Source organism: Paucisalibacillus globulus DSM 18846 (genome assembly GCF_000482485.1).
In the GTDB taxonomy this organism is placed as follows: Bacteria; Bacillota; Bacilli; order Bacillales; family Amphibacillaceae; genus Ornithinibacillus; species Ornithinibacillus globulus.
In genome coordinates, this window is sequence record NZ_KI519435.1 from 35,031 (window position 1) to 47,896 (window position 12,866).

Below are 12,866 nucleotides of genomic sequence, written 5' to 3' on the forward strand. Positions count from 1 at the left end.
GGCTGATATCTCCGCATATCGGCCGATGTTTCTCAAATTCGGCTGATATCTCCGCATCTTGGCCGATGTTTCTCAAATTCGGCTGATATCCCCACGCTACAGCCAATGCTTTACCGCAAGTTCTACAATAAAATAAAGAGGCAACCGTAGTCACCTCTCAAGTTAATTCTCAATATATCGAGTAGCTGCTTTCCGCAAGCGATTCATTACCGCAAGTCCAATTCCGATTTCTGGATAGGTCTCACAAAGAATAATATCCACATCCGCTTGTTTAAATTTTCGTAGGCCGAGATATAAATTGGCTGCTACATCTTCTAGTGATTCACCAAGGGAAATCTTTTCAGCAACATTCAATTTTTCTAATGTATTTCGATTTGCTAGAACACCAACACGTTTTCCTTCTGCTGCTAGTTTGTCATACATTGCCTGTATTTTCTCACTTTCCCCTTCGATTAACCACATAGGAACTTCTGGGGCATAGTGGGTATATTTCATTCCTGGCGCCTTGGGCTTTTCAGTTGCATCTGCATCTTGGAGCGCTGGATCGACCATAACTTTTCCAACAACGTCTTCCAGTTCCTCTATGGAAATTCCACCCGGTCTTAGGATAATGGGGATATCCTGTGTACAGTCTAACACCGTTGATTCCAATCCTACACCTGTAGGGCCGCCATCCACAATTCCTGCAATTCTTCCGTTCAAATCTTCCCACACATGATCAGCTGTTGTGGGACTTGGTTTTCCTGAAAGATTTGCACTTGGCGCTGCAATTGGTATATTACAAGTCTTTAATAGTTTGAGTGCTACAGGATGACTTGGGATACGCACTCCCACTGTTGATAAGCCAGCTGTTACATTATCCGCACAAGTCCCATTTGAAGGTAAGACATATGTAATCGGGCCTGGGGAAAACGCGTCTATTAGTTTTTCCACATAACTAGGAACATTTTCCACTAGTTGGTATAGCTGCTCTTTAGTAGCAACATGTGCAATTAGTGGATTATCTTGTGGACGACCTTTTGCTTGGAAAATTTTTACCACAGCATCCATATTGGTTGCATCCGCCCCAAGTCCATAAACTGTTTCAGTCGGAAAAGCCACTGTTTCTCCTGCTTTCAATAATTGTGCAGCTTCTATTATTATCATTTCATTTGTTGTACCGGTCTTTGTCACATTCCATCTTTTCGTTTCTACCATTCCTACTACCTCTTTTCTTTCCTCATTTTATCGGAATGGAGAATGTTTCGCAAAATATATAGTTATCAACAGAATCAAAAGGAAAATCTGCAACTTATCCACAGATTTTCCAAACAAACGTTTATTTCATTACGCTTTCAAACAGTTTATCCACTGTTTTTTGATTTATCGACAGTTTTCTCACAACTTATTCACAAGCACTTGTGGATTATGTGTATAATCCTTTATGAAACCTCGTATGCCCACCAATTTCCTTGTTTCTGACGTAAATTATTCACATTCAGCGCTTCTTTTTGTGGATGGAATTGTAATGCTCCAAGCAGAATGTCCACAACTGGCTGGTGACTATGCACATAAACCTTCTTTGCTTCCTTTGACTTCGCTAATACGATAATCAATTCAAGTAATACTGGTAAGCTTTGTGCAGCTTCCTTTGAGATATAGAGCTGCTTTAACCAAAATACATCATCTTCTACAGTTGAAAGCACAAAGCATCCTTTTATCGCGTCACCAATTTCAACAACATATCCATCCTGTAATAGGCTTTTTCGATCGACTTGATCTGTCGTGTTTAAAAACTCCGTAATTTTATCCTCTGCCACTTCTCTTGCAATCAATAATCTCATCTTTCACACCCCTGTTTTTAGTAGAATACCTAATTTAGAATCTCGCTTTTCTAGCATTTTATGCAAGGGTACTATATTCTATGACAAACCAAGCCATTCAAATAGAAAAAACTTTATCTTCAAGCCTTCATCTTGTTGTGCTTCTTCTTCAAATCCTCCTGGACTTGCCGATGCTACACTAATTCCCTTGGCAAAGTCCAAGAAACATAACGGCGGAAAAAGTACACACCACCAATTGGAGCCATCTCCTTCGCCAATCGTAATTAAAATTGCCTCATACTCGCCTGCTGGATATAAATAAGAGCCGTATATTTTTGTTGGAAAACTTACACTATCATTGTATTCCACATCAAAGTCGCGATTTTCCCCTTCCTCTGCAAGCGTCTGCTTCACAATCTCGTTAATCTCTGGTATTCTGCTTTCTAACAACTTCCTTGCTTCCTCAATATCAGTAATTTCTGCTACCCATTCAGTAATTTGCTCATTTACTTTATCACGAACTACATGTTTAATTTGCTGGTCCGCCTCGTTGTCGCTGTTCGCCAAAATCCTTAAGCGAATTGCATCATCTGGAATTACTTGATAATCATCAAAATTATTTTCATCACCTTGCCCCTTGATTGGTAAGGAAAGTGCTATCATAATAAGAATAATTAGAATAAATGCTAGTTTCTTCATCGTCCCCATCCCCCAGTTACTGAATTAGTCATAGTATGGACACGCCTTAAAGTTTTTAAACTAGCAATCTAGTAATTTAAAAATAAAGGAGGAATTATTATGCTTAAGAGACTTTTCCGTCGTCAACAGCCTCCAGTTACTATTCATGCTATCAAGTATAGGATGGTAACGGAAAGCTTTGACCCAAAGGTTATCGATGAATTACTTTCGATGTTAGAGAATCGACTAAAACGCGATGGTGATGAACTGTTTCAACAATGGTTTCGAAATTTAAATTTTTCTCTACCAGAGGAATACCAAGATGAATCTGTTGCTAAGGAATTTTATCAACACCATTCGAAGTGGATTGAAAATGAGATTAAAATGCTTGAAGAGGAAGTTTTGTTATCTTGGAAAGAACAATCCGAAGACTTAAAAGGATTAGAAGATGAGGCTAGAAAGGCACAGTTGGTCATTAGACATCGATTAACGGATATTTATTTAGATCTTTAATTAGAACATTTTCCTGTGTCGTGACTTTATAGGTAGAAGCTGGAGAAAGTGCAAGAATCTAGGTTACGTTTCGGAAATCAAAATCATAGGGAGTGGATAATTAAATGGAAGATTACTTAAAATCTGATTGTAAAAATTGCTTCGCCTTATGCTGTGTGGCATTGCCATATGCAAAATCAGCCGACTTTCCATTTGATAAAGATGATGGTGAGCCATGTCGAAATTTATGCTCAAACAATCAATGTAGTATCCACAATAAGTTAAGGTCAGAAGGATTTCGAGGATGTGTCTCTTATGAATGTTTTGGCGCAGGACAACATGTCTCGCAAGTAATCTTCGAAGGCCAAGATTGGCGAGACAACCCAGAACAATCAAAGATTATGTTTACAGTGTTTCCTTTGGTACAACAGCTTTATGAAATGCTCTGGTATATAAGTCAGGCGCTGAGTTTAAAGGAAACAATTTCATTACACCCTGACTTGCAGTTAGTCTATGAAAATACATTAGCATTTACGAAAAAAACGCCTGATGAAATAATAAATCTTGATATAGCATCTCATCGAAGTATTGTTAATGATTTACTACTGAAAACAAGTGAACTGTTTCGCAAAGACTTTATTCATAACGGTACTAATTCGAAAAAGGGAAAGGATTGTATCGGCGCTCGTTTAAAAGGGACTCACTTACAAGGTAGAAATTTTAGAGGTCTACTGTTGATTGCTGCAGACTTGAGGAATGCCGATTTAAGAAAAGTTGATTTTATCGGCGCAGACTTAAGAGATGCGGACATTAGTGGTGCAGACTTAACTGATTGTCTCTTTTTAACGCAGTCCCAGGTTAATTCTACCAAAGGAAATGTTCACACTAGGTTACCTAGTTACCTAATTAAACCCAAACATTGGTTAAACTAAAATTAGTTTATGTCGCCGATACTGAACATAAATGAAAAACTATAAAGGATTGGCTTTTTGTCCAATCCCTTATAGTTCGGTCGCAAAAACAATCCTATCTTTCCCACTAATGTCCTGCAAAATAGTTACATTACTTTCAGGAAACTTTTCCTGTAATAATGCTTTAACAGCATCTCCTTGCAAATATCCAATTTCAAATGCCACAGTCCCACCAGATTTAATTACACCCGGAAGCTGTTTGGTAATTTTTTTGTAAGCTGCTAGCCCATTATCATCAGCAAATAAGGCCAGCTCTGGGTCATGATTTACTACTGTATCAGAAAGTTCCGGTCTTTCCTCTTCCGAAATGTATGGGGGATTGGAAACCACAATATCCGCTTTTATATTTTGCTCAAGTAAAGGAGAAAGAAAATCCCCTTGTAAAAACGTAATTTCCGCTTGCAAGTTTTCCGCATTTTTCTTCGCAGTTTCCAGTGCTTCGCCTGAAATATCAATGGCATATACTTTTGCATTCGGTAATTCCAAAGCAAGGGTGATGGCGATGATTCCACTACCTGTACCAATATCCACAATAGTTATTGGATTATGTTTAGACGCATGGTCTATCACATGTTGAACAAGTTCCTCTGTCTCTGGACGCGGGATTAAAACATGTGGGTTAACGGAAAAATTTCTTCCATAAAACGCTTCATATCCCATTAGATGTTGAATTGGCACTCCAGTGTCCACATGTTTTTCAATATCTTTACGAAAATTATCCACTATATGCTCTGGAATTTCATCACGCATTTGGGCAAAGAACTGTGTCCTCGATACTCCTAGATGATGCTGTAATAATAGGTCAGCGACTCTTGTTTCTCTATTATTTTCTTCTAAAAAAAGAGAAGCCCATTGAAGGACTTCGTATTGTTTTTGAACCATCTTATTCACCAATTTGCTCTAATTTTTTAGCTTGTTCTTCCATTATTAATGCATCAATTACTTCACTAATCTTACCTTCTAGAATCTGGTCTAGTTTTTGAATAGTAAGACCAATACGGTGATCGGTTACACGGTTTTGCGGGAAGTTGTATGTTCGAATACGTTCCGAACGATCCCCTGTTCCAACCGCTGATTTACGATGTTCATCGTATTCTGCTTGTGCTTCTTGTTGGAATTTATCATACACACGAGCACGAAGAATTTTCATCGCTTTTTCTTTGTTTTTAATTTGTGATTTTTCATCCTGCATCGAAACAACGATTCCAGTTGGTAAGTGTGTCAAGCGTACAGCTGACATAGTCGTGTTTACACTTTGCCCACCTGGTCCACTTGATGCAAATAAATCCACACGAATATCTTTATCATGAAGTTCAACTTCAACTTCTTCCGCCTCTGGCAATACTGCAACAGTTGCAGTCGAAGTATGGATACGGCCACCTGATTCCGTTTCAGGAACACGTTGTACACGATGGGCACCATTTTCATATTTCAACTTGGAATACGCACCATTTCCTTTTACCATGAAAATGATTTCTTTATATCCACCAACACCTGTTGAATGTGCGTCCATTACTTCTGTCTTCCATCCCTGGCTCTCTACGAAACGTGTGTACATCCGATAAAGATCCCCAGCAAATAACGCCGCTTCGTCTCCACCTGCCGCTCCACGAATTTCCACGAACACGTCCTTATCATCATTCGGGTCTTTTGGTAAAAGAAGAATTTTCATTTTCTCTTCTAACTCTTCTTTTGATTTAGCAAGCTCGGAAATTTCGGCTTTCACCATATCTTGCATTTCTTTATCCAAATCATCTTCGAGCATTTCCTTCGCATCTTTTAACTGCTCATTCACATCTTTATACTCACGGTATGCCTGCACAACATCCTCAAGTCCAGACTGTTCCTTAGAATACTCACGTAATTTATTCGTATTACTAATAACTTCCGGATCACTTAATAATTCATTCAATTTATTATAACGATCTTCTAACGTTTGCAATCGATCTAACATCACGGTCACCTCACTCAGATTAACATTCTAATTATAGTATACAGAAGGGATGAGGTCAAAATTCTTTTTAGCGAATACGATTTTGCCACTGGGGTATGGGAACCTTTTCAGAAATTTATTAACTTCGCTTTGACGTTTTGATGGTTTTTTGACAAAAAATAAGTAACTTTTGTCTAAAAGGGATAATACGCAGTTAATAACCACCGGGAGAGCAGTAACTCTGTCTTTTTAATGGCTTTAAAAGACTAAGTTTATGAAAAACTGGAATCCCTGTCCTTTAGAACCGGTTTAATAGACTATGTTTATGAAAAAACAATAACTCTGTCCTTTAGAAACGTTCATTTTAAAGGAAAAGCTAAAAGGTTGCTCTGGGCCTCCAGTTTTGGATAAAACCCAAATAAAAAGAGCACCCTCCTAAAAGGCTACTCTATACTATCATTTACTAACATTCATCAATTTCCGCATTCCCGCACCAATCGGGCGGTTTGGGACTTCGTGGTGGTGACGGCATCTTGGTTCGTAGGATTCAGATGCGCCGACCATGATGATTGGGTCATTGTATGATGCTGGTTGTCCATTAATAAGACGTTGTGTGCGACTTGCGGGAGATCCGCAGATTGGACAAATAGCATTTAATTTCGTTACAGATTCAGCAAGGGCCATTAATTCTGGCATTGGTCCGAATGGTTCACCACGGAAGTCTCGATCTAGTCCAGCAGCGATAACACGAATGCCGCGGTCTGCTAGTTCCTCTGCTACATGGGTAATGTCTTCATCGAAGAATTGTGCTTCATCGATACCGACAATTTCCACATTACTTTCCAGGTTGTCCAAGATTTCTGCCGATGAACTAACTGGTGTTGCCATTACGGATGTCCCATTGTGTGAAACAACTGCCACATCATCGTACCGATTGTCTATTGCTGGTTTGAATACTTGAATTTTTTGGTTTGCGTAGGTTGCTCTGCGTACTCTTCGGATAAGTTCTTCGGATTTACCTGAAAACATGCTGCCACAGATTACTTCTAGCCAGCCGCTTTGCTTCATAACATACATGTTCTGGGATCTCCCTTCGTTTCTACTAGGTTTTTATATGTGAATACATGTATACGTTCAATATTATTAGTTAGTATGTGAATAAATTAAATAAAAAACAGGCAAAGCATAGTTGATTTGCCTGTTTCTCTCGGCATGAGTAAACTCACCCAAAAATTGTATTATTCGGTGATTCACTAAGAATAGTGAATTTGCCAGTCTTATTTCAAATTATATTTCTTCTTGAAGCGATCTACACGTCCACCAACAGTGTCAGCTTTTTGCTTACCAGTGTAGAATGGGTGTGATTCTGAACTAATTTCAACACGAATTAATGGGTATGTGTTACCATCTTCCCACTCAATTGTTTCGTTTGAAGATTTAGTTGATCCGCTTAAGAATTTGAAGTCAGAACTAGTATCTAGAAATACAACTTTTTTGTATTCTGGATGGATTCCTTCTTTCATGACATTCACTCCTTCTGCCCTGAATCCTTTGGAAACAGAGTTATTTTAGAGGATGTTCAAAACGTCCGGTAAAAATGACACTTCGCACTTCTTTGTTGGCTTGATTTTCCGGTCCTCATGTACCTTATTTATGTACATTCCGGTCCTCAAATCTACGCCGCCTCGAATTACTCGGTCCTTTTTATCCTCCTATTTGAACTCTCATTAAGAGCCGAGTTAGGTATAAACCTTTTCTAAACTCACTAAAAAATTATAACAATATGCGCATCTGTTTGCAATAGGTTAATAAAAATTTCGCGAGTGTAAACTACGATTAATTCTAGTTTGTCTATTTTCCTGTACGTTTACGCTGCATTTCTTCTTCCACTTTTTGTAAAAATCCGTCATTACTTTCTGATGCTTTTAGTTTTCTTAGGAAACGCTCTAAGAAGTCCGGAGAATCCTGCATGGTTTTACGAATTGCCCACATTTTATCTAGTTGGCCTTTATTAACCAATAGCTCTTCTTTACGTGTTCCAGAGCGTAAAATATCAATCGCAGGGAAAATTCTACGGTTAGCTAGGTTTCTGTCTAGATGCAATTCCATATTACCTGTACCTTTGAATTCCTCATAAATAACATCATCCATACGTGATCCAGTATCAACAAGTGCCGTCGCTAAGATGGTGAAGCTTCCACCCTCTTCAATATTTCGTGCTGCACCGAAGAATCGTTTTGGACGGTGGAATGCCGCTGGGTCAATACCACCTGAAAGTGTACGTCCACTTGGTGGGATTACTAAGTTGTATGCACGAGCAAGTCTCGTGATACTGTCCATTAATACAATAACATCGCGTTTATGCTCTACTAAGCGCATTGCGCGTTCTAATACAAGCTCAGAAACCTTGATATGGTTTTCTGGTACTTCATCAAATGTAGAGCTAACTACATCTACATCTGGGCTAACTGAGCGCTCAATATCTGTTACTTCCTCTGGTCTCTCATCCACTAAAAGAATGATTAGTTTTGCTTCTGGATGGTTTACTGTAATGCTATTTGCAATTTCCTTAAGTAGCATTGTTTTACCTGCTTTTGGAGGTGCAACGATTAACCCACGTTGACCAAAGCCTACCGGTGCCATTAAATCCATTATTCTTGTGGATAGCTTGTTTGGTGTTGTTTCAAGCTTCATTAGACGATCTGGATATAATGCCGTTAATGCTGGGAAGTGTACTCTTTCTTTTGATGAGTCTGGATCTTCACCGTTAACTGCATCAACATGTAATAATCCGTAGTAACGTTCGTTTTCCTTAGGAGGACGAACTTTACCGGAAACTTTATCCCCATTACGTAGGTCAAATCTACGTATTTGAGACGCTGAAATATATATATCCTCTGCACTCGGTGAGTAGTTAATTGGTCTTAAGAAACCAAATCCTTCAGATGGAATAATTTCTAATACGCCATCCATGAATAAAAAGCCATCTTTTTCTGCTTGTGCTTTTAAAATTGAAAAAATAAGTTCTTTCTTCGTTAATTTTGCATAGTAAGACACTTTATATTCTCTTGCTAATGCATAAATCTCTTTTAACGTTAGTTCCTGTAGTTTACTTAATGTTAGTTCTGCCATAAAATTATCACGCCTATTCGTATACATATTTACTATTTTGATAGAAACACTAATGTTTATGTAATTTATACATGTGCATTATGATGATTCTTTAGAGCTCTGAATTAATCCTTGATAAGGTATATCTGATTATTAAATGAATGTTTGCTTCTTAGATGTGAAACTGTGAAGAAGGGAAGAAAATAAATAGAAGCTAGAATAGAAGTTTTGTGTCTCTCCTCTGAACTTTTGAGACTGTCATTCGATATTTTTCTTTTTATCTTGTATAGTAACCAAACAACACCTATCTTAAACATTTACAATATTAAACGTTTTAACTAGATTATTCAATAGTTTTTTTGCGTTAAGGAAAATGTCACTATATTGTAGGGAGATTTAAGTAGGATAGTACTATGGGTCAGGTATTCTTACATCTTCCGGTTTCTACGAATTTTACTATACTTCCCAAACATAGTATAAGTTCGAGGTAATTGGAAAACATTGGTCTGATTTATCCAATGCTTTCCAATTATGTTTATTCAGGTTGCATCACTAAATTTGGTTTTTTCTTTAAGCTATGTTCTCCATCGATAAAGCGAACTGTTCCGCTTTTAGCACGCATAACAACGGTTTGCGTCTTTGCTTTTGTACCTTTAAATTGGACACCTCGTAATAATTCACCATCTGTTACACCAGTTGCAGCAAAGATGGCATCATCGCCACTGCAGAAATCATCCATATAAAAGACCTTATGAATATCTGTAATCCCCATTTTTTGACAACGTGCAATTTCCTCATCATTTGATGGAACAAGTTGGCCTTGCATTTCACCACCTAAGCATTTTAACGCAATAGCGGCTATAACACCTTCAGGGGCACCACCGATTCCCATAAACAAATCAATACCCGTATCATCAAAAGCCGTATTAATTGCTGCTGCTACATCCCCATCTTGAATTAATCGAATTCTAGCTCCTGCTTCTCTAATCTCTTCAATTAATTTCTGGTGACGAGGACGATCCAACAAAATGACGACTAGATCTTCAATATCTTTGTTTTTTGCTGTTGCTACAGCCTTTAAATTATCAATGGTTGATGCATTTATATCAATTTTACCTACAGCTTCTCGTCCAACAGCTATTTTTTTCATGTACATATCTGGTGCATGTAGCACTTTATCATGATCACCAATTGCGATTACGGTTAGTGCGTTAGTTGTTCCACTAGCAACGATATTCGTTCCCTCTAATGGGTCTACTGCTATGTCAACTAGTGGGCCAGATCCTGTTCCAAGTTTTTCTCCGATGTATAGCATTGGTGCTTCGTCCATTTCACCTTCACCGATTACTACTGTTCCTCTCATCGGGATGGTATCGAAAACATCGCGCATGGCAGTGGTTGCGGCATCATCTGCTTCTTCTTTTATTCCTCTGCCCATCCAGCGGGCTGATGCTAATGCTGCTGCTTCTGTTACGCGTACGATTTCCATTGTTAGACTTCTTTCCATGTTTTCCATCTCCTTTTAGTAAATAGCGCCTCATCCCAAGAAGGTTTATTTACTAAAAGTGAGGTTATGGCTCATTTGCTAGCTTCCTTGCCGAGTCCGTGGTTAATTTAAAAAATCATCTCTTATTATTAAAGAAACCACTTTATAAAAAATAAAGAACCCTATGAATTCTGATACTGTACGATTTCTGTTTCAGTCATGTCTTCTCGCCATATGTTAGCGCCGAGGGTGGTTAGCTTTTCTGTTAGGTTTTCGTATCCTCGGTCGATGTGATCGAGTCCGGTTATTTCTGTGATTCCATTGGCCATTAATCCTGCGATAACAAGTGCTGCACCGGCCCTTAGATCACTTGCTTTTACTCGTGCACCTTGTAATTGTACTGGTCCTGATACGATAACGGAACCACCTTCTACTTTAATGATGGCATTCATTCTTCTTAGCTCATCAATATGCTTAAGTCTTGCTGAGTAAATGGTGTCTGTCACCACTCCAGTATTATGTGCTTTTGTTAGTAGACTAGTGAATGGTTGTTGTAAATCGGTTGGAAAACCAGGATAGACTAATGTTTTTATGTCCACGCTTTTCAGAGGGTTTCTTGATGCTATATATAGTTGGTCGTCTGAGTCTTCTACGGTGACACCCATTTCGCGTAGTTTAGCTAGTAGTGATTCTAAATGCTGTGGGATCACATTATCAATAATTACTTCATTTCCCGCAGCAGCTGCTGCAATGGCGTAGGTACCAGCTTCAATTCGATCTGGTATAATGGTGTGTCTGCAACCATGTAAAGTAGGTACTCCTTCGATACGAATGACATCTGTTCCAACACCCTTAATCTTTGCACCCATATTCGTTAATAAGGTAGCGACATCAATGATTTCAGGCTCTTTCGCTGCATTTTCTATGATGGTTTTTCCTTTTGCCTTTACTGCAGCAAGCATGATATTGATGGTTGCACCTACACTAACCACATCTAAATAAATACGGGCACCCCTTAGTTCTTTTGCTCGAAGATAAATAGCACCTTGTTCATTGGTTACTTCAGCACCTAACGCTTCAAATCCCTTGATATGCTGATCAATCGGTCGGGGCCCTAAGAAGCAACCACCCGGCAAACCAATTACTGCTTTGTTAAATTTGCCAAGCATTGCACCCATGAAGTAATAGGATGCTCTTAGTTTTTTAACTTTCCCATTTGGTAGTGGCATGGAAATCATGTTTTCTGGATTGATATGAACCGTTTGTCCATCCCATGATACACTCCCACCAATTTCTTCTAACAAATCACTTAGCGTATACACATCCGAAATTTCTGGCAGTCCTTCAATTGTAACTTCCGAATCCGCTAAAATGGCCGCTGGAAGGAGAGCTACTGCTGAATTCTTCGCTCCACTGATGCGTACTTTGCCATTTAAGACATGACCGCCCTCAACTATCATTTTCTGCACGTCAAAAACCCCGCTTTATGAGGTGAGATATATAAAGGTTTTGTCCCTTTTACACCCTCCACATTTTTTAAGTAGATAGGAAAGTATAAGAACTTTCCGCATGTATAGAAAAACTAACATATTCGTTAAAGGACGAATGTTAGTTATTCTAATCTTAGTTTGGTCGAACTAGGTAAAATTTATTGGTTAACTTTGGCCCAATCTGCAAGAAACTTTTCGATTCCTTGGTCTGTTAATGGATGCTTCACAAGCTGACTTAGTACATTAAATGGTACTGTCGCAATATGTGCACCATTTAGGGCTGCATCTGTTACATGCATTGGATGTCTAATACTTGCAGCAATAATTTCTGTTTCAATCCCATGACGATTAAAGATTTCAGCGATGGTTGCAACTAACTGCATACCATCATGGCCAATATCATCTAATCGACCAAGGAATGGTGAAACATATGTAGCTCCAGCTCTTGCAGCTAATAGTGCTTGGTTTGGATTAAAAATAAGTGTAACATTTGTTTTGATACCTTTGTCACTAAAAGCTTTAACCGCTTTCAATCCTTCCAGTGTCATTGGTACTTTTATGGTGATATTGGGTGCAATTTGCGCTAGCTCTAGTCCTTCTTTAATCATTCCTTCAGCATCTTCTGCGATAACTTCTGCACTTACAGATCCCTCTGTAACTTCTGCAGTTATCTCTTTAAGACGATCAACAAAGGATACGCCTTCTTTTGCTACAAGGCTTGGATTGGTTGTCACTCCTGCTAGTACACCAAGTTGGTTAGCAGAACGGATTTCATCAATGTTTGCTGTATCGATAAAGAATTTCAATTTGTTTTCCTCCCTATTTTACAGGAATAGCCCTGTCTATTTAGATTTCTACATACTATCATATACGTAGTTTGACCAAATGGATAGGGCTTATTTT

13 protein-coding genes are annotated in these 12,866 nt (G+C 38.6%); 2 read left to right on the plus strand and 11 right to left on the minus strand.

The window, feature by feature from the left end; translation table 11 throughout:
• Positions 1 to 162: 162 nt before the first annotated feature.
• The 3 genes from K332_RS0112345 to spoIIR all read right to left on the minus strand — a co-directional run bounded on the left by K332_RS0112345 (position 163) and on the right by spoIIR (position 2,501).
• Positions 163 to 1,197 carry an L-threonylcarbamoyladenylate synthase gene (locus K332_RS0112345; RefSeq protein ID WP_026907728.1) on the minus strand — a complete coding sequence of 345 codons (1,035 nt, stop codon included), beginning with the start codon at positions 1,195 to 1,197 and terminating at the stop codon, positions 163 to 165.
• A gap of 224 nt (positions 1,198 to 1,421) precedes the next feature.
• Positions 1,422 to 1,823, minus strand: coding sequence for a GNAT family N-acetyltransferase (locus K332_RS0112350; RefSeq protein ID WP_026907729.1), 402 nt, complete (start codon positions 1,821 to 1,823; stop codon positions 1,422 to 1,424).
• 78 nt (positions 1,824 to 1,901) lie between these two features.
• Positions 1,902 to 2,501: a stage II sporulation protein R gene (spoIIR, locus tag K332_RS0112355; protein ID WP_026907730.1), complete on the minus strand. Its 600-nt coding sequence runs from the start codon at positions 2,499 to 2,501 to the stop codon at positions 1,902 to 1,904.
• Between the two features lie 99 nt (positions 2,502 to 2,600).
• On the opposite strand from spoIIR, the gene K332_RS0112360 reads away from it, so the two are divergent.
• On the plus strand, positions 2,601 to 2,993 hold the full coding sequence (locus tag K332_RS0112360; RefSeq protein WP_026907731.1) for a hypothetical protein: 393 nt from the start codon (positions 2,601 to 2,603) through the stop codon (positions 2,991 to 2,993).
• 104 nt (positions 2,994 to 3,097) lie between these two features.
• Positions 3,098 to 3,904, plus strand: a complete 807-nt coding sequence (locus K332_RS0112365) for a pentapeptide repeat-containing protein (RefSeq protein ID WP_026907732.1) — start codon at positions 3,098 to 3,100, stop codon at positions 3,902 to 3,904.
• A gap of 69 nt (positions 3,905 to 3,973) precedes the next feature.
• Here K332_RS0112365 and prmC read toward each other — a convergent pair whose 3' ends face one another.
• From prmC to fsa, 8 genes are all read right to left on the minus strand, one after another.
• Entirely contained in the window at positions 3,974 to 4,825 is an 852-nt protein-coding gene (prmC, locus tag K332_RS0112370; protein WP_026907733.1) for a peptide chain release factor N(5)-glutamine methyltransferase, read from the minus strand.
• Position 4,826: 1 nt separating this feature from the next.
• Positions 4,827 to 5,897, minus strand: coding sequence for a peptide chain release factor 1 (gene prfA / locus K332_RS0112375; protein ID WP_026907734.1), 1,071 nt, complete (start codon positions 5,895 to 5,897; stop codon positions 4,827 to 4,829).
• A gap of 435 nt (positions 5,898 to 6,332) precedes the next feature.
• Positions 6,333 to 6,953 (minus strand): thymidine kinase, encoded by a 621-nt coding sequence (locus K332_RS0112380; protein WP_026907735.1) that lies wholly within the window; start codon positions 6,951 to 6,953, stop codon positions 6,333 to 6,335.
• 200 nt (positions 6,954 to 7,153) lie between these two features.
• The gene (locus K332_RS0112385; protein WP_026907736.1) at positions 7,154 to 7,399 is read right to left on the minus strand and encodes a type B 50S ribosomal protein L31; all 246 of its coding nucleotides are present in this window, start codon (positions 7,397 to 7,399) and stop codon (positions 7,154 to 7,156) included.
• A 328-nt stretch (positions 7,400 to 7,727) separates the two neighbouring features.
• Positions 7,728 to 9,008 carry a transcription termination factor Rho gene (gene rho, locus K332_RS0112390; protein ID WP_026907737.1) on the minus strand — a complete coding sequence of 427 codons (1,281 nt, stop codon included), beginning with the start codon at positions 9,006 to 9,008 and terminating at the stop codon, positions 7,728 to 7,730.
• Between the two features lie 514 nt (positions 9,009 to 9,522).
• Entirely contained in the window at positions 9,523 to 10,494 is a 972-nt protein-coding gene (gene glpX / locus K332_RS0112395; protein ID WP_026907738.1) for a class II fructose-bisphosphatase, read from the minus strand.
• Between the two features lie 161 nt (positions 10,495 to 10,655).
• A complete protein-coding gene (locus tag K332_RS0112400; protein WP_026907739.1) occupies positions 10,656 to 11,942 on the minus strand; it encodes a UDP-N-acetylglucosamine 1-carboxyvinyltransferase in 1,287 nt (428 codons plus the stop codon).
• 179 nt (positions 11,943 to 12,121) lie between these two features.
• On the minus strand, positions 12,122 to 12,769 hold the full coding sequence (gene fsa, locus K332_RS0112405) for a fructose-6-phosphate aldolase (RefSeq protein WP_026907740.1): 648 nt from the start codon (positions 12,767 to 12,769) through the stop codon (positions 12,122 to 12,124).
• Positions 12,770 to 12,866: the final 97 nt, after the last annotated feature.